Source organism: Bradyrhizobium barranii subsp. barranii, assembly GCF_017565645.3.
GTDB classification, from domain to species: domain Bacteria; phylum Pseudomonadota; class Alphaproteobacteria; order Rhizobiales; family Xanthobacteraceae; genus Bradyrhizobium; species Bradyrhizobium barranii.
Window position 1 is genome coordinate 1723794 of sequence record NZ_CP086136.1, and the last position, 17751, is coordinate 1741544.

15 protein-coding genes are annotated in these 17751 nt (G+C 65.7%); 2 read left to right on the forward strand and 13 right to left on the reverse strand.

Annotated features, from left to right (window positions below):
• Positions 1-17: 17 nt before the first annotated feature.
• The 6 genes from J4G43_RS08425 to J4G43_RS08450 all read right to left on the reverse strand — a co-directional run bounded on the left by J4G43_RS08425 (position 18) and on the right by J4G43_RS08450 (position 8502).
• A complete protein-coding gene (locus tag J4G43_RS08425; RefSeq protein WP_208084506.1) occupies positions 18-1385 on the reverse strand; it encodes a M16 family metallopeptidase in 1368 nt (455 codons plus the stop codon).
• Positions 1382-2776 carry a M16 family metallopeptidase gene (locus J4G43_RS08430; protein WP_408581411.1) on the reverse strand — a complete coding sequence of 465 codons (1395 nt, stop codon included), beginning with the start codon at positions 2774-2776 and terminating at the stop codon, positions 1382-1384. Before J4G43_RS08430 ends, J4G43_RS08425 begins: the two co-directional genes overlap by 4 nt.
• Before the next feature lie 203 nt (positions 2777-2979).
• Positions 2980-3702: a hypothetical protein gene (locus J4G43_RS08435; RefSeq protein WP_085403350.1), complete on the reverse strand. Its 723-nt coding sequence runs from the start codon at positions 3700-3702 to the stop codon at positions 2980-2982.
• A 106-nt stretch (positions 3703-3808) separates the two neighbouring features.
• Positions 3809-4303, reverse strand: coding sequence for a signal peptidase II (gene lspA / locus J4G43_RS08440; RefSeq protein WP_166103609.1), 495 nt, complete (start codon positions 4301-4303; stop codon positions 3809-3811).
• A gap of 9 nt (positions 4304-4312) precedes the next feature.
• Entirely contained in the window at positions 4313-7312 is a 3000-nt protein-coding gene (gene ileS, locus J4G43_RS08445) for an isoleucine--tRNA ligase (RefSeq protein ID WP_208084508.1), read from the reverse strand.
• Positions 7313-7530: 218 nt separating this feature from the next.
• Positions 7531-8502: a bifunctional riboflavin kinase/FAD synthetase gene (locus J4G43_RS08450; protein ID WP_208084509.1), complete on the reverse strand. Its 972-nt coding sequence runs from the start codon at positions 8500-8502 to the stop codon at positions 7531-7533.
• 230 nt (positions 8503-8732) lie between these two features.
• Between J4G43_RS08450 and J4G43_RS08455 the strand changes: the two genes are divergently transcribed.
• Positions 8733-9128, forward strand: coding sequence for a response regulator (locus J4G43_RS08455; RefSeq protein WP_007596883.1), 396 nt, complete (start codon positions 8733-8735; stop codon positions 9126-9128).
• Positions 9129-9336: 208 nt separating this feature from the next.
• Here the strand turns inward: J4G43_RS08455 and J4G43_RS08460 are convergent, their stop codons facing one another.
• From J4G43_RS08460 to J4G43_RS08470, 3 genes are all read right to left on the reverse strand, one after another.
• The gene (locus tag J4G43_RS08460; protein WP_208084510.1) at positions 9337-10191 is read right to left on the reverse strand and encodes a TIGR01459 family HAD-type hydrolase; all 855 of its coding nucleotides are present in this window, start codon (positions 10189-10191) and stop codon (positions 9337-9339) included.
• Between the two features lie 15 nt (positions 10192-10206).
• Positions 10207-11682 (reverse strand): EAL domain-containing protein, encoded by a 1476-nt coding sequence (locus tag J4G43_RS08465; RefSeq protein WP_208084511.1) that lies wholly within the window; start codon positions 11680-11682, stop codon positions 10207-10209.
• Positions 11683-11912: 230 nt separating this feature from the next.
• Positions 11913-13475, reverse strand: a complete 1563-nt coding sequence (locus J4G43_RS08470; RefSeq protein ID WP_208084512.1) for a winged helix-turn-helix domain-containing tetratricopeptide repeat protein — start codon at positions 13473-13475, stop codon at positions 11913-11915.
• 120 nt (positions 13476-13595) lie between these two features.
• On the opposite strand from J4G43_RS08470, the gene J4G43_RS08475 reads away from it, so the two are divergent.
• Positions 13596-14435: a class I SAM-dependent methyltransferase gene (locus tag J4G43_RS08475; RefSeq protein ID WP_063985583.1), complete on the forward strand. Its 840-nt coding sequence runs from the start codon at positions 13596-13598 to the stop codon at positions 14433-14435.
• A 49-nt stretch (positions 14436-14484) separates the two neighbouring features.
• Here the strand turns inward: J4G43_RS08475 and J4G43_RS08480 are convergent, their stop codons facing one another.
• From J4G43_RS08480 to J4G43_RS08495, 4 genes are all read right to left on the reverse strand, one after another.
• Positions 14485-15615 (reverse strand): YihY/virulence factor BrkB family protein, encoded by a 1131-nt coding sequence (locus J4G43_RS08480; protein ID WP_208084513.1) that lies wholly within the window; start codon positions 15613-15615, stop codon positions 14485-14487.
• Position 15616: 1 nt separating this feature from the next.
• Positions 15617-16201, reverse strand: coding sequence for a phage holin family protein (locus tag J4G43_RS08485; protein WP_208084514.1), 585 nt, complete (start codon positions 16199-16201; stop codon positions 15617-15619).
• 90 nt (positions 16202-16291) lie between these two features.
• Positions 16292-17251 carry a 50S ribosomal protein L3 N(5)-glutamine methyltransferase gene (prmB, locus tag J4G43_RS08490; RefSeq protein WP_208084515.1) on the reverse strand — a complete coding sequence of 320 codons (960 nt, stop codon included), beginning with the start codon at positions 17249-17251 and terminating at the stop codon, positions 16292-16294.
• Complete coding sequence (locus tag J4G43_RS08495) at positions 17251-17748, reverse strand: molybdenum cofactor biosynthesis protein MoaE (RefSeq protein ID WP_208084516.1); 498 nt, start codon at positions 17746-17748, stop codon at positions 17251-17253. Before J4G43_RS08495 ends, prmB begins: the two co-directional genes overlap by 1 nt.
• Positions 17749-17751: the final 3 nt, after the last annotated feature.

A 17751-nucleotide genomic window follows, 5' to 3' on the forward strand; every position in this document is an offset into this window, starting at 1 on the left:
GGAAATGTCAGGGGACGTCAGTTCGACTTCGTCGCCGGTGCCGCGGCCGGTTGCGCGGCCGCCTGTGGGGCGCGGCCGACGACGACGGTCAGGAGGCCCTGGCCCCAGAGGCGCTTGGCGGCGGCCTTGGCGTCGTCCAGTGTCACCGCATCGACGATGGCGTTGCGCTTCTCGATATAGTCGATCGGCAGCTTGTCCTGCTGGTATTGCAGCAGCGCCTGCGCGAGCTTCGAGGAGGTGTCCAGCGCCAGCATCTGCGAGCCCTTGAGGTAGGACTTGGCTTCGTCGAGCTCCTTCTGCGTCGGGCCCTCCTCGGCGATGCGGCGCACTTCCTTGTCGATGGCGTCGATGGTGTCGCCGGCACGGTCGGCGCGGGTGCCGGTGTTGCCGATGAAGACCGCCGAATGTTCCATCCAGAGCAGCGATTCGAACACGGAATAAGCCAGCCCGCGCTTCTCGCGCACCTCGCGATAGAGCCGGGAGGACAATCCGCCGCCGCCCAGGATGTGGTTGACGACATAGGCGGCCATGAAGTTCGGATCGTTGCGCTTCACGCCGGGGCCGCCGAAGGTGATGACGGTCTGCGGCACGTCGAGCGGCACGAAGGCGCGCTGCGGCGGTTTTGCCGCCTCGACGTCGGCGACCGGCGTGAGATTGGCTTTTGCGGGCAGGCTACCAAAAGTGTGGTCGAGCAGCTTGCCGAGGGTGGCCGGATCGACGTCGCCGACCACCGCGATCTTCAGCCCGTCCTTCGCAATCACGCGGCCGACATAATCCTTCATGTCGGCGACCGTGATGGCCGGCACGCTGTCCAGCGTGCCATTGGTCTGCCGGCCATAGGGATGGTCGCCGAACGCGACCTCCAGGAACTTGCGGCTCGCCAGCGACGACGGATTGGTGGTCTCGCGGCGCAGGCCCGAGATCACCTGTGAGCGAATGCGCTCGACGTCGGCGGTGTCGAAATGCGGCGAGGTCAGCGCGCTCCTGAGCAGGTCGAAGGCCTCGTCCTTGTTGTCGCGCAGCATCCGCAGGCTGCCGCGGAACGTATCGCGGGTGGCGCTGAAGGAGAGCTCGATAGCGCGGCGGTCGAGCCGCTCATGGAAGGTCTTGGAGTCGAGATCGCCGGAGCCCTCGTCGAGGAGGTCGCCGACCAGATTGGCGACGCCGGATTTGTCCTTGGGATCCTGCGCCGAGCCGCCGGCAAAGGAATATTCCATGGCGATCAGCGGCACGGTCGCATCCTGTACGAACCAGGCTTCGATGCCGCCCGGCGAAGTCAGGTGCTGGATCTTTGCAGCCGCCTGTGACGGCGAGACCGTAGCCAGCGCGAGTGCCGCGCCGGTGGCAAGCGAGAATGCAACACGTCGAAGGAAGGGATAGGTCACGAACGCTTCTCCTCGCGCTTGGCGGCACTGGTGTCCTTGATCAGATAGCCCGTCACCGAGCGCTTCTTCTCGAGCCATTTCTGCGCGACAGTGCGAACCTGCTCGGCGGTGACCGCGCGAATGCGGTCGGGCCAGCTCCTGATGTCCTCGATCGAGAGGCCCGTGGTCAGCGCGCCGCCATACCAGCGCGCCAGCACCGCCTGGTTGTCCTGGGCGTAGATCGCTTCCGCAATGAGCTGGGTCTTGACCCGCTCGAGGTCTTCGGCGCGGATCGGGTTCTGTGCGACGTCGGCGATGACGCCGTCGACCACTTGCTCGACATCGGCAAAGCTGACGCCCGGTTTCGGTGAGGCCGAGATCGCGAACTGGGTCGGGTCGAGCGAGATGCTCGAATAGCTGGCGCTGGCGGATACCGCGAGCGGCTTGTCGACCACGAGCGCGCGGTAGAGATAGGAATTGCTGCCGCTGCCCATCAGCTGCGCCAGCACGTCGAGGGCGGCGCTTTCACCTGCAGCGGCGGTGGTCGCCGACGGTACGAGATAATAGCGGCGCAGGCTCGGCTGCTCGACGCGCGGGTCGGCCAGCGTGACCGTGCGCGGCGCCGCCGGCTCCGGCTCCTGCGGACGGATGCGCCGCTCCGGGATCGCGGGCTGGGCCGGAATGGAGCCGAAATTCCGCTCGACCAACGGGCGGATGTCGGCGGCTTCCACGTCGCCGGCGATCACGAGGATCGCGTTGTTCGGCGCGTAGAAGCGGCGGTAGAAGGCGAGCGCATCCTCGCGGTCGAGCTTCTCGATCTCCTGGTGCCAGCCGATCACCGGCCGGCCGTAGGGATGGTTGAGATAGAGCGCGGCCATGATCTGCTCGTTGAGCCGCGCATCCGGATTGTTGGCGACCCGCATGTTGTACTCTTCGAGCACGACGTCGCGCTCGGGCAGCACGTTCTCGTCCTTGAGGATCAGGCCGGTCATGCGATCGGCCTCGAACTCCATCATGGTCGGCAGCTGCTCTTTCGGCACGCGCTGGTAGTAGTTGGTGTAGTCGACCGAGGTCGAGGCGTTCTCGTTGCCGCCGACGCGGAGCACGGTCTGGGAGAATTCGCCGACCGGATGCTTCGAGGTGCCCTTGAACATCAGATGTTCGAGGAAGTGCGCGAGCCCGGACTTGCCCGGGGTCTCGTCGGCCGAGCCGACCTTGTACCAGATCATCTCCGTGACCACGGGCGTGCGATGGTCCGGGATCACCACGACCTGCATGCCGTTGGCGAGCGTGAAGCTGGCGGGCGGGGCCGATGTCACCGTGGTCTGGGCGAGGGCGGCGCTGGCTGAGAGGACACTCGTCGAAAGCAGCGCGGCAAGGAGGCAGGCGGCCGATCGGTAAGAGGACATCATAATCCTTATGAAAAGGCCGAACCCGGATGTCCGGCTCGGAGGCACGGCATGCTACACCGTGCGGCTGAGGCTTCGCGTCACGAAGCAGAGAACTCAACGCGGTGGCAAGTTACTGATAAGCAATATGCAGACTGCGTCCGGCGTGCGTAAGCCGCCGGTGCCAGGATGCGCCTGTCAGGATGTCGCGGTGGGCAGGAGCGCTACTATTCCTTTTCCTTGCCCGACATGATGTCGAAATAGGTCCGGCGCGACTTGTCCGGCCCGGCGCCATAGGCGTAGTTCGGGGACGGCGTCTGGTAGCCCGGCGGCGGCTCGACCAGCGACGAGCGCGGCGGCTCGCTGGTGAATTTCTTCTCTTCGGAGCTGTTGCCGCCCTTCATCATGTTCCACAGACCGCCGGCGTAGCCGAGTTCGGCGGGACTGAGCGACGGGTTGCCGTTGGTGCCCGGCTGGATCGGGTCATTGCTTGTACGGGGGGCTGCGGCGACCTCGCCGGCCTTCATCTCGGCGGGCGTCAGCGGTTGGGCCGCCTGCCAGTTCTCCGTCGCCTTGGTCGCCTTCTTGCGCGCTGCGATGGCTTCCTTGCGGCGCTTCTCTTCGGGGTCCTTCGGCCAGTTCGGAGCATTCTTGGCCTGGGTTGCCGGAGGCGGCAGGTCGAGCTTGGGCGGCACGACGAGCGGCGAGCGCTCGCGGTATTCGATGCCGGGCTTTTCCATGCTCTTGGCACCGATGCCGGACATCAGATTGTCGATGATCTTCTCTTCGAAGGTCATCCCGTCATCATCATCGTCGTCGTCACCGGCACGGACCGGGCCTGCCGTCATGACGAGGCCGATGCCGAGCGCGACAGCGGACAATTTCAACGCCCGCCAGAACCCCGCTTTGGGGTCTCGAACCATCGAACCGCTGGTCTCGGAGCTGCGCATCACTGTACCTGTTCCATATTGTGGCAGATTGCTGCACTTTGCCGCTCGCACGCGGCCAATCCTCGCAAAAAGCAGGGTTCCACCTGCCGGTCCGTATCGGCCGGGATCAGGGCGCTTTTGCGGCGGGTACCCCCAGGAAGGAATCATACAATAGCGCCGCCACCCCGACAACGATGGCCACGTCCGCGAGGTTAAACACATACCAATTATAGGTATTTCCGCCGATCTCGATGTGGAACAGGGCGAAATCGACCACCGCGCCGTAGGCGAAGCGGTCGATGCCGTTGCCGATCGCGCCGCCGATGATCAGCCCGAGTGCGACCGTGGCGAGCAGGGTGTGCGAGCGGGCCATCCAGATCGCCAGGGCGACCACGGCGACGACCTTGACCGCCATCAGCGCGATCTGCGCCGACTGGCCGTCGTTCTGGAGCCAGCCGAAGCTGATCCCGATGTTCCAGGCCAGCACCAGGTCGAAGAACGGCATCACCTTCACCACGCCACGGCGGGCAAGGTCGAACACGTTCAGGAGCCACAGCTTTGAGGCCTGGTCGGCCACCAGCGTGACCACGGCCGCGAGGATGCCGGCGCGAAGCGGGGTCATGGCCGGGGATCAGACCCCCACCCCCAGCGCCTTCCATTCGCGCAGCGCCTGGGCGTCGCGCGGAGTGACGTCGGGGTATTCAGGGTCTTCACCGACCATGGGCGAGATCTTCCAGGAGCGGGCGCATTTGGTGCCGACCGCCTTCTCGACGACGACCGCGACGCCGGGCACCGCATCGAGACGGAACGCGCCCGCAGGCGCCTCGCCCTCACGCACCTCGTAGTTCGAGGTGATGCAGACCTCGGCGAGATCGGTGTCGAACAGCGTCGCCAGCATGTCGCGGTCGGCGACATAGATCACCGGGGAGGCCTCGAGCGACGAGCCGATGTTCTTGGCGGCGCGCTCAAGCTCCAGCGCGCCGGTGACGACGCGGCGGACGTTGCGGATGGTCTCCCACTTCGCGGCGAGCTTGTCGTCGCGGAGCGTCTCGATGCCTTCGGGAAACAGGGTCAGATGGACGGAAGGCTCCGCGTTCGGCCGGAACATGCGCCAGGCTTCCTCGGTCGTGAAGCTCAGGATCGGCGCGAGCCATTTCAGGAGCGCATCGCACAACAGGTCGATCGTGGTGAGCGCGGCCTTGCGCGCCGCCGAGGACGGCGGGTCGCAATAGAGCGTGTCCTTGCGGATATCGAAGTAGAACGCCGACAGCTCGGAGTTCATGAAGGCTGCCAAGCTCGCGACCACGGTCTTGTAGTCGAAGGCGGCATAGGCCTTGCGAACGGTTTCGGCATGGCCGGCCAATTCGTGCAGCATCAGCCGCTCGAGCTCGGGCATCTCGGCATAGGCGACCTTCTCGCTCGCCTTGAAGTGATGCAGCGTACCGAGCATCCAGCGGATCGAGTTGCGCAGCTTGCGATAGGTCTCGATGGTGTTCTTCAGGATCTCCGGGCCGATGCGCTGGTCGTCGGCATAGTCGGTGGCGCAGACCCACAGGCGCAGGATGTCCGCGCCCGAATCCTTGATCACCTTCTGCGGCTCGACGGTATTGCCGAGCGACTTCGACATCTTGCGGCCGTTCTCGTCGAGCGTGAAGCCGTGGGTGAGCACGATGTCGTAGGGCGCGCGGCCCCGCGTGCCCGCGCTTTCCAGCAGCGAGGAATGAAACCAACCGCGATGCTGGTCGCTGCCTTCCAGATACATCACGGTGTCGTTGCCGCCGTCGATCTTGCGGACGATGTTGCCGAGCTGCGGGAAGTTCTGGCGATCCTCGAGCACGAAGGCGTGCGTGGAGCCCGAATCGAACCAGACGTCGCAGATGTCGTCGACCTTCTTCCAGTCCTCGCTCGCGCGGGACCCGAGGAAGCGCTCGCGGGCGCCGTCCATGTACCAGGCGTCGGCGCCTTCCTCCATGAAGGCTTCGGCGATGCGCTGGTTGACGATCTCGTCCTGCAGGATCTCGGCCGAGCCGTCGCTCTTCTCGCGCACGAACACGGCGATCGGCACGCCCCAGGCGCGCTGGCGCGAGATCACCCAGTCCGGACGATTGGCGATCATGCCGTTGATGCGGTTCTCGCCCGACGGCGGCACCCATTGCGTGACCGAGATCGCGTGCAGCGCGCGGGCGCGCAGCGTGTCGCCCTTCTTCGCATGGCCGTCATCGCTGATGTCCTTGTCCATCGCGATGAACCATTGCGGCGTGTTGCGGAAGATTACCGGCTTCTTCGAGCGCCACGAATGCGGATATTGATGCTTGAGGCGGCCGCGGGCGAGCAGCTTGCCGCCCTCGATCAGCGCCTTGATCACGGCCTCGTTGGCATCGCCCTTCTCGCCCTTGTCGTTGAGCACGCGCTTGCCGGTGAAGCCGGGGGCCTGCGCGGTATAGGCGCCGTTCTCGTCGACGGTGTAGGGGATCGCGGTCGGGATGCCGCGCGCATCGAGCTCGCGGGTGTTGGCCGTCCAGACGTCGAAGTCCTCGCGGCCGTGGCTCGGCGCGGTGTGCACGAAGCCGGTGCCGGTGTCGTCGGTGACATGCTCGCCGGCGAGCAGCGGCACGATGAACTCGTAACCGCCGTCGAACCCGCGCAGGGGATGGGCGCATTCCACGGCGTCCAGCGTGTCGCCGGGAATGTCGCGCACCTTCTCATAGGACGTGACGCGCGCCTGCTTGAACACTTCTGCGGCGAGCGCATCGGCCAGGATCAGGAGATCGCCGGTCTTGGCCCAGTTGTCGGCGGGCGCATCCGTCACCTTATAAAGGCCGTAGGCGATTTTCGGCGAGAACGAGATCGCGCGGTTGCCGGGCAGCGTCCAGGGCGTGGTGGTCCAGATCACGACGGAGGCGCTGGCGAGTGCGCCATGTGCCGGTGACGTGACGGGAAACTTCACCCACACCATGTCGGAGGTGTAGTCCTCGTACTCGACCTCGGCTTCCGCAAGCGCGGTCTTCTCGACCACGCTCCACATCACCGGCTTGGAGCCGCGATACAGCGTGCCGTTGGCCGCGAACTTCATCAGCTCGCGGGCGATCTGCGCTTCGGCCGGATAGCTCATCGTCTGATAGGGATGATCCCAGTCGCCGATGATGCCGAGCCGCTTGAACTCCTCGCGCTGCACGTTGATCCAGTGCGTCGCATAGGCGCGGCATTCCTTGCGGAACGCCACCATCGCGGCCGAGTCGCGGAAATCGGGCTTCTGCTTGCCCTTCTTGCGGTAGTTCTCTTCCTCGATCTTCCACTCGATCGGCAGGCCGTGGCAGTCCCAGCCGGGCACGTAATTGGAGTCGAAGCCGAGCATCTGCTGGCTCTTGGTCACGACGTCCTTGAGGATCTTGTTCAGCGCGTGTCCGATGTGGATGTTGCCGTTGGCGTAGGGCGGGCCGTCATGCAGTACGAATTTGGCGCGGCCCTGGGCTTCCCGGCGCAGCTTGTCGTAGAGGCCGATGTCGTTCCAATACTTCAGCAGTTCCGGCTCGCGCTGCGGCAGGCCGGCGCGCATCGGGAAATCCGTCTGCGGCAAATAAAGGGTCTTGGAATAGTCTTTGGCGTCGGACTTTTGCGGCTTTTCGGACATGGGGCTGACTGGCTCGGAAGGGCGCGGAAACGGATAGCGACTGGAATCGCGGGGTGAAACGACGAAATCCCGGTCTTGCGCCGAGCCTTCAGGCTCAGGCGGAAGCCGGGCCGCTAATCCCTATGATGCGCCGCGCAAACATGGGCTCTCCATAGCAGGGGCCCAAGGGAAGCGCAAAAGGTAGAAGCGCAAAAGGTTCGGCGGGCCGGATTTGGGCCTCAATCGATCACGCCAAGCCGCGGAAACGCGTCCGGGGCGGCGGCCAGCACGGCGCGGGCGCGGGCGGAATCGTCGTCCATCTGGCGGATCAGGGCCTCCAGGCTGTCGAATTTCAGCTCCTCGCGGATGAAGCCGACGAAGGCGCAGTCGAGCGCTTGTCCGTAGAGGTCGCCCTTGAAGTCGAACAGGAAGATTTCCAGCAGCGGCGCGCCATTATCAAAGGTCGGACGGCGGCCGAAGCTTGCCACCCCGTCCAGCCGCTCGGCGCCGCGGCCGACCCGCACCGCATAGATGCCGTGCTTGAGGCCGCAATTGGCATCGAGGCGGATGTTGGCGGTGGGATAGCCGAGGTCGCGGCCGCGCTTCTCGCCGTGGATCACCTCGCCGGTGATGAACCAGGGCGCGCCCAGCATGGTGGTGGCCTCGTCGATGAGGCCCTCGGCGAGCGCGATCCGGATGGCGCTGGAGGAGACCGGCCGCTCGTCGATGTCGACATGGGCCTGCACGTCAACCTCGATGCCGAGTCGAGGCGCCTCGTTGACCAGGAGGCTCGGCGAGCCGACGCGACCCTTGCCGAAATGGAAGTCGTAGCCGACCGCGATGCCGCTGACGCCGAGGCGTCCGATCAGGTCATGGTGAATGAAGTCTTGCGCGCTGGTCCCGGCCCTGGCCTTGTCGAAGGTCATGACCACGGCGCCGGCGAGCCCGGTGCCGGCTAAAAGCCGCAACTTGGCCGGCTCGTCCGTCAGGCGGAATTGCGGGGTGTTCGGGCTGAAAAACCGGCGTGGATGCGGCTCGAAGGTCAATGCCAGCGCAGGGTGGCCATGCGCCCGGCCCATTTCCAGGGCGGCTGCGATCACCGCGCGATGACCAAGATGAACGCCGTCGAAATTGCCCATGGCGACCACGGCGCCCCTCAAAATCGCGGAATCCGGCGTTGTGTCGCGGATAACGGTAAAATGCGGGACCATCAGGGGAATTCTCGAAGCGGCAGGACCTGCGGACCGTGGCTTGACCGGCCGGACGAAGTCAAGCGGCAGGGGGAGCGGCCGCATGAACGTGATTTCAGTCCTTCGGAGGCGCCCCCAGTTAACGCGCTGTTTAACGCCTTGGTGCTAGTCCTTGAAATGTGGAACAGCGGGGCTCCGGCTCCGGTGGGTCCGATCGTAATATTTCCTGGGTTTGCGTTGGGGGAGTCGAGATGGCGGTTGATTTGTCGATGTCGGTTCTGGTGGTTGATGACTACAGCACCATGATCCGTATCATCAGGAATCTCCTGAAGCAGCTTGGCTTCGAGAATATCGATGATGCAAGCGACGGTTCGGCGGCGCTGAACAAGATGCGTGGCAAGAAGTACGGGCTCGTGATTTCCGATTGGAACATGGAGCCGATGACGGGTTACGACCTGCTGCGCGAAGTGCGCGCCGATCCGAACCTCGCCACCACGCCTTTCATCATGATCACCGCGGAATCGAAGACCGAGAACGTGATCGCGGCCAAGAAGGCCGGCGTGAACAACTACATCGTCAAGCCGTTCAACGCGGCGACGCTGAAGACCAAGATCGAAGCGGTCTTCCCGGACATGGCGAGCGCGTAAGCGCGCTCTTCGCCGGACAATAATCTTCCATTTTGGAACGTCGTGCCCGGGCTTGTCCCGGGCATCCGTGTTTGTGGATGCCAGAGGCGTGGATGGTCGGCGCATAGGCGCGCGGAAGCGACGCCGTCCTTCGGCCGGCTAGCCGGGCCATGACGACGATTGGGGCTTAGCAATTCGTCTAAGCCGGCGTCGGTTCAAGCCGCAGCCGTCACCACTTCAATTCGCGCATCAGCGCCTTCGGCGGGTGGCCGAACAACTCCATCACCGAATTTGGGTCGAGCTGGTCGAGGCCCTCGAACTCCTCGGCATGGATGCCGCGGGTGACGAACAGGCAGTCGATGCCGAATTCGCGCGCGCCGGTGAGGTCCGTCCGGACGGAATCGCCGATCGCCAGCACCTTTTTCCGGTCGATCATGTGACCCTGGCGTTCGCCGGCGAGCATCATCGCACGCTCGTAGATCGGGCGATGCGGCTTGCCGTAGAAGATCACCTCGCCGCCGAGTTCGCGATAGAGTTCCGTGATCGCGCCGGCGCAATAGATCAGCCGGTCGCCGCGCTCCACCACGATATCGGGGTTGGCACAGACCAGCGTCAGCTTGCGCTCGCGCGCCTTCAGCATCATGCCGCGATAGTCTTCCGCCGTCTCGGTCTCGTCGTCATAGAGGCCGGTGCAGACGATGTAGTCGGCTTCTTCCAGCGGCGCGGTCGTCGCATCGAGGCCGCGATAGATCGAGTTGTCGCGCTCGGGTCCGAGCCAGAACATCTTGCGGCCGGGATGCTCGGCGACATAGAGCCGCGTCAGGTCGCCCGACGAGACGATCGCGTCATAGGTCTCGTCCGCGACGCCGAGCTTGCGCAGTTGCCGTTGGACAGAGTCGGCCGGGCGCGGGGCATTGGTGATCAGGATCACCGTACCGCCGCGGCTGCGATAGGTGTGCAGCGCCTCGCAGGCCTCGGGGAAGGATTCCAGGCCGTTGTGAACCACGCCCCAGATGTCGCTGAGCACAACGTCAACGCCGCCCACGAGCTCGCGCAGGCTTTCGGCGAAATGCAGCGTGGTCATGATGCGTGCGGCCGATCAAATCCGGCGCGCGAGCGCCGCGTTGCCGGTGATACGTTGGGCTGGAGGCGCTGAAGACGTGGCGCCTGGGCTGGGAGAAGCGGAGCCATTGGATCCCTGAATTTCCTGCGCCGGGTTCGGCGAGGCCCCGCCGGTAGCAGATGCCCCTTCAGGCCGCAATGGCCGGGGCGGCGCGAACAGGAACCCCTGACCGAACCGCACGTCAAAGTCGAGCAAATCGACCACTGCGCGCTCGCCCTCGATCCGTTCGGCGATCAGGTCGATGCCGAAGCGGCCGAGCAGGTCGGAGAGGTCGGAAGGGTGGATGTCCGAGGTCGAGGCCTGCCTGGGGTCGAGCAGGAGGGACGCCGGCACCTTGATGAAGCGCACGCCGCGATCGGCGAGCTCGCGCGGCTCGATCCTGAGGTCAGTGACATGGTCGATCGAGAAGCGGAAACCGCGCTGGGCGAGCGCCGCGAGATTCTCGATCTCGGCCGGGCCGAGATTGCGGAAGGTCGACTGCTTGAACTCCAGCACCAGCGAGGGCGCCAGCGCCCGGTTGGCTTCGAGGAAGTCGAGGCACTGCGCGAAGGTGGTGGAATTGCCGAGCGTGGAGGCCGCGACGTTGCAGAACACGCCGACATCCTTGTTGCGCACCATCAGGCGCCGCAGCACCTGCACACAGCGCAGCATCACCATGTTGTCGATGCGTCCGATCAGACCCGAGGCTTCGGCGATGCTGATGAATTCCTCGGCGGCGATCAGCTGGTCGCGCTCGTCGCGCAGGCGCGTCACGGCTTCGTAGAACCGCACCTTGCGCTGCGGCAGCGTCACCATCGGCTGGAGGAAGATGTCGATGCGGTTCTCGTCGATGGCGTTGCGCAGTGTCGCCAGTAACTGGGTCGGGTTGCGGCCATTGGCCGTCTGAACCGGAACGGCGGTGTGGGTCTGGATCGCCGGTGTTGGCCGCGGCGGCGGTGCGGGCAGCGGCGGAGGGGCGGCCGGCCGCTCCTCGAAGGCCGCAATCAGGTCGAGCGGCGCCTCCGGCTCTGGCCGGGCGACCGGAGCGGGGGCGGGGGTCGGCGCGGCCCCGGCCAAGAGGTCTTCATGGGCTGACACGGTGGTGGCGAGCTGCCTGACCAGCCCGCCGAGCTCGTTGATCTCGCCGACCACGGACTGGATGCGGTCGGAGTTGGTCGAATTGGCCGAGGCGATGCGCCCCTCCATCGCCGCGAGCCGGCGGCCGAACTCGGCGACCTGGCGGGCGAGGTCGGCGGTGCCGCGCGAGAGGTCGGCGATCTGGCCGCCGACGTCACTGCGGTCGCGCAGCCGCATCGAGACCGCGTTGTAGAGGATCAGGAAGGTCAGCGCGGTCAGCGCCACGATGGCGGATTCGGTTCCGCTGATGCCGGCGACCGAGTAGAGGACAAGCCCGAGCGAGGCCGCGACCAGAACCATGCAGATGGCGATGAAGATCGTCGAAATGCGAATCATGCCGCGCGTTACGCCTCAAAGAGCTGACTGCCTCATCCGGGAAAACACGGGTCAGTGTGCGAACCCGTCACGCCTCATGCTCCCCTAAGCAAGGCGACCTTAACATCATTGTTGATTCGAGGGGATAGCGGCCTGTTCGCGGCGCCGGAGCATGATCCGGAAAGTGTGCAACGATTTTCCCTCGCGACAAACGCGGAACGCGTTTGTCGCGGAGATCATGCCCAGACAGTCTAGGTCAGGCCGGCCCGGCGAAAGCCTTCGAGGTAGTGCTCGCGGTCGGCGGCGAGCTTGATCGGCATGAACTCGGCGATCCAGGCGAGCGAGACGTTGGGCTGGGCACGCTGGAGTTCCTTCAGCGCCGCGCGGGCGGTCTCGGTTTGCCCGGCCATCGCCGCGGCCGCGGTCAGCACCCGGTGCCCGCCGACGAAGTCACTGCGCTGGCGCAGGGCCTCCTGTGCGAGCCGGATCGCTTCCGCATAGTCCCTGCCGAGGAAGCGGGCAAAGGCGGCGATGCCGAAATAGACGGGTGCATAGGGGTCGCGCGGGCTGAGGCGGATCGCCCGCCGCGCGGCCTCGTCGGCATCCCGCCAGCGGCCGCAATAGCTGAGCGTCAGGCCATAGTAGCCCTGCGCCAGCGCAAAGTTCGGATTGAGCCGCAGCGCGGTCTCGAATTCGGCAAGCGAATCCTCGAACCGGCGTGCGAACAGATCGACATGGCCGAGCGCATTATGCGCCCAGGCATCCTGGTCGTCGGCGCGGATCGCGGCCCGTGCCGCGCGCTCGGCCACCGGCAGCGCCGCGGCCATCTCCATCCAGCCCATATGCGCCGTGAACATGTAGCTGGTGCCGAGCAGCCCGAGCGCCTTGCCGTAGTTCGGGTCGAGCGCGATGGCCTTTTCGAGCAAGGCTCGCGCCGCGACGTGATCCTGCCGCGTCACGCGCCAGTAATGGGAGAGGGCGCGCATCAGAAGGTCCCAGGCGTCCAGGCTGTCGGGCGGCTTGCGCTCGGCGCGAAAATTCTCCGCGGCATAGAGCTGCGGCTCGATCGCGGCGACGATGCGTTCGGTGATCTCGTCCTGTACGGCGAAGACGTCGGCGAGCTCGCGGTCGTAGCGTTCGGCCCAGAGATGGCTGCCGGTGGCGACATCGTTGAGCTGCGCGGTGATGCGGACGCGATCGCCTTCCTTGCGGACGCTGCCCTCGACGACATAGCGCACGCCGAGCTCCTCGGCGACCTGCCGCAGGTGAACCGTGCGGCCCTTGTAGATGAAGGAGGAGTTGCGCGCGATCACGAAGAACCAGCGCAGCTTCGACAGCGCGGTGATGATGTCCTCGCTGATGCCGTCGGAGAAATAATCCTGCTCGGCCTCGCCGCTCATGTTGGTGAAGGGCAGGACGGCAATTGCGGGACGATCGGGCAGCGGCAATTCCGTCGGTGTTGGGTCGGGCGGCTTGCCCGGCGCCGACGATGAGGCAGCGGCGGAGCGTTCGGTCACTTCGCCGACGAACCGCACGCCCTTGCGCGCGACTGTGCGGATCAGCCGCTGATCTTCGCCATTGTCATTGACCGCGCGCCGCGCCGCGTTGATCCGGCTGGTCAGCGTCGATTCCGAGACGACGCGGCCATTCCAGATCGCGTCGAGCATGTTGTCCCGCGTCACCACGCGCTCGCGGTTGCGGACCAGATAAAGCAGGAGATCGAACACCTGGGGCTCGAGCGCGACGAGCGTCTCCGCCCGCCGCAATTCGCGGCGCGCGGGGTCGAGCACGAAATCCTCGAAATGAAATGTCACGCCGCCCTCGGCTCGCGCGGGGAAATCAAGGTGTTCTCAGCGTAAAATAACGCCACTCTCAAGGCCAGCGAGCCGCATGCGCCCTATCGTCCCGGCGTCTTCAACCGCAGGAGAATTGCCATGTCGACATCCGCCGCGCTCAAGCCGGCCCTCGCCCAACCAGATCTCGCCGCCGTCAAGCAGCGCCAGCACAGCGCCTGGTCATCCGGCGACTATGCCATTGTCGGCACCACCTTGCAGATCGTCGGCGAGCAACTCTGCGAGGCGCTCGACTTGCGCGCCGGCAGCAAGGTGCTTGATGTCGCCGCCGGCAACGGCAATGCGACGCTGGCCGCCGCGCGGCGCTGGTGCGACGTCACATCGACCGATTATGTTCCCGCGTTGCTCAAGCGGGGACGCGAACGGGCCGCGGCGGAGCATCTGATGGTCGAATTCCGTGAAGCGGATGCCGAAGCGCTGCCGTTTGCGGATGCCAGCTACGACGTCGTGCTCTCGACCTTCGGCGTCATGTTCACGCCGGATCAGGACAAGGCGGCGTCCGAGCTCGCGCGGGTCTGCAAGTCCGGCGGCAAGATCGGCCTCGCCAACTGGACGCCCCAGGGCTTCATCGGTCAGCTCTTCAAGACCATCGGTAGGCATTTGCCGCCGCCAGCGGGCGTGAAGTCGCCGGCCTTGTGGGGCACGCCGGCACGGCTTGAGGAGATGTTCGGCAGCCAAGCCTCCGAGATCGCCGCCGAGCCGCGCATGTTCGCCTTCCGCTATCGCTCGCCGGAGCACTGGCTCGAGGTTTTCAAATCCTATTACGGGCCGATGCTGAAAGCGTTCGTAGCGCTGGAGGAGACCGGCCAGGCCGCGCTGCGGCGCGATCTCATGGCGCTGCTCGGCGAATTCAACCGTGCCGACGACGGTACGGTGGTGGTGCATAGCGAGTATCTGGAGGTCGTGATCAGCAAGCGCTGAATTGCTGTCGTGATCCGGTCAGGCCGAGCCCCGGCCTGGCCGCCGGCAATCAGGATGGCGCGGCGGCGCCGACCGTGTCGGCCGAGACGGCCTCGCGGGTGCCGAGCGGCTTGGGCGGTCCGGTGGTCGTATCCCGAAGGGTCTGCCGTTCGATCTCCGAGTTCAGCTCGGCCCCGAACATGATGACGATCGCCGACATCCACATCCACATCATCAAGCCGATCGCGGCGCCAAGCGAGCCGTAGGTCGCGTTGTAATTGGCGAATTCCGAGAGATACCAGGACAGGAGCGCCGAGCCGGCGATCCAGAGGATGGCGGCCGTCACCGCGCCGAGGCTCAGCCATTGCCAGCGCGGCGCGTCGCGGCTGGGCGCGAAGCGGTAGAGGACGGCAAGCGCCGCCAGCAGGATGACGAACAGCACCGGCCATCGCGCGAGAGCGACGATCAGCCTGCTTTCCGGCGCGATGCCGAGATGGTTGAGCGCGAGCGGGAAGGCGACCACGGTGCCCACCATCAGCAGCAGCGCCGCGATGCCGCCGACGGTGAAAGCCAACGACACCGTGTTCAGCCGGACGAAGCTGCGCTTTTCGCGCTCCTCATAGGCGACGTTGAGGGCGTCGAAGATGGCTTTGACGCCCGCATTGGCGCTCCAGATCGCGAGCAAGAGGCCAAACAGGAAGGTGACACCCAGGGCGGTATTGCCGTTGGACACCACGCGCGTGACCTGGTCCTCGACGATCTGGAACGCGCCCTCGGGCAGCAGCATCGCGAGCGAATGCAGGTTGGAACTGATCGTCGAGGGATCGGCGAACAGGCCGTAGGACGAGACCAGCGCGGTCACGGCGGGGAAGATCGCGAGCAGCCCGAAGAAGACGACCCCGCCCGCGGTCGCGAGCAGGCGATCGTCGTCGATGCGCTGATAAGTGCGCCAGAAGATGTCTTTCCAGCCCGCCCACGGGATCGCGAAAGGGCTTTTCGCGCGCCGGCCGTGGCCGGGCTGCATGGCTGCGCCGGCCGGGCTCGTTTCCGGCGAATTTGCTTCATTGTTGCGATGGTCTTGCGGAGGCCCCGACCGGATGGGGCCGGACTCCTGAAAGTAGCGTTCCGCGGACAGCACGAAGACGGCCGTGGCGGCGACCAGCAACCAACTGTCGAGGTGCTCGGTGCGCCGCGCGCGCATTTCAAGCGTCCAATCTGTGGCCGTGCCGCCGCCGCCGAGCGGCCGTGAAGCCCAGCAGCCCGACGGCTGCGAGCATCAGACCAAGCTGCACGGGCCGGTTGGTCCGGGCCGACAGGGCGTTGCCGCCGCGGCCACGTTCGCCCGGTGCGAGCACCAGCGGAATCGTCGTTGCGACCTCTTTCACCGCCTGCTTGACCGTTCCGCGCGGGATCCGCGGGGTGGCGATCGCAACGCGCATACGGCTGGCAAGCGGCACGATCGGCTTGTCCCGACGCTTCATTTGGGCCTGAGCCACGCCGGCGCAGGATACGGCCAGCACCAGGAGCACGGCCGCGACGGCACCAAAGCCCCAGAATTGTCCGTGGGTGATTGCGACCCAACGATAAAGGGCGATCAGGCCGACAAAGAGGGTGGCGATCAGGAACAGCCCGGCCATTGCGAACTGTCCTGCCGCGACCGCATAGGACGTCGCGCGGCCCGTGGCCTGATTGGTGCGGTCGCGCAAGTACGATCGCGCGGCGCGCTTGAGATGATTGATCTTGAGCGCCATGCCGGCGCGCAGCAATTCGCCCGATGGCGCGAGCATGCGGACATCCTCCGAGAACGAAAAAATCGTCGGGGGATGAACGTGGCGGAATTTGACTTGTTCCGCGCGGAGCGCGGCTGCCGGGACGGATCAGCCGAGATCGGCGGCCGCGATCCAGAACACCTCGCCCTCGGATTCCTCGGTGTCGAGCCAGAGCAGCGGCAGTTCCGGAAAGGCCTCGTCGACCAGTTCGCGGCCGCGGCCGATCTCGCAGATCAAGCCGCCATCCGGCGTCAGGTGATCGGGCGCATCGCGCAGGATGCGGCGCACCACGTCGAGACCGTCGGGGCCGCCGTCAAAGGCGAGCTTTGGTTCGGCCCGGCATTCCGGCGGCAGCGCGGCCATGCCTTCCGCATCGACGTAAGGCGGATTGGTGATGATGAGGTCGTATCTGTTGTCGCCGAGCGGGGCGAACAGGTCGCCGCGATGCAGGCTGATCCGGTCATCGAGACCGAATTCGCCGACATTTCGTGTGGCGACTTCGAGCGCGCCCTTGGAGATGTCGACGGCATCAACGGTGGCATTCGGGAAATGATGCGCGGCAAGGATGGCGAGACATCCAGAGCCCGTGCAGAGATCGAGCACGCGTTCGACGGCCGTGGGGTCGTCGATCAGCGAGCCCGCCTCACCGTCGCCGCCGAAATGCGACTCCAGCAGCTCGCCGATGAAGGAGCGCGGAACGATGACCCGCTCGTCGACATAGAAGGGCAGGCCGCGCATGTAGATCTTGTTGACGAGATAGGCGGTCGGTTTGCGCGTGGTGACGCGCTGATGGATGAGGTCGACGATGGTCTTGCCTTCCGCCGACGTGACGCAGGCATGGGCAAAGATCTCGAACTGGTCGGGATGCAGATGCAGGGCTTCGCAGACCAGGAAGGCTGCTTCCGCGACCGGATCGGTCGTGCCATGGGCAAAGGCGAGCTTCGCCTCGGTGAAGCGGCTCACGGCGTAGCGCACGAAATCGATCAGCGTGAGCAACTCGCCGCGGCCGACCTTCGCGAGCTTTGGCGCGGCGCGGCCGCGCGTGGTCTTCTTGGATGCTCTTGCCATCAGGATCGGGTCCAGCGTGCGGCGGCCTCGTCGTCACGGGCGTGGGCTTCGACCCAGCCGGTGCCGGTGGCGCTCTCTTCCTTCTTCCAGAACGGCGCGCTGGTCTTGAGATAATCCATCAGGAACTCGGCCGCCTGGAACGCCGCCTGGCGGTGCTGCGACGCCGTGAGCACCAGCACGATGTTCTGGCCGGGCATGAACCGCCCGACGCGATGAATGATGGTGACGCCGTTGAGCGGCCAGCGCGATGTAGCTTCGTCGGCATGGCGCTTGATCTCTTCTTCCGCCATGCCGGGATAATGTTCGAGCGTGAGGGCGGCGATCTTCGCGCTGTTCTCGTCACCGCGGCAGATGCCGGAAAAGCTTACGACCGCGCCGATGTCGGTGCGGCTCCCGGTCAGGATCGCGATCTCGCGCGCGATGTCGAAATCGTCCTGCTGGATGCGGATGGTGACGGGGCAGGGGCTAGCGGGGGCGGTGCTTACGGGGGAGGTCATGGC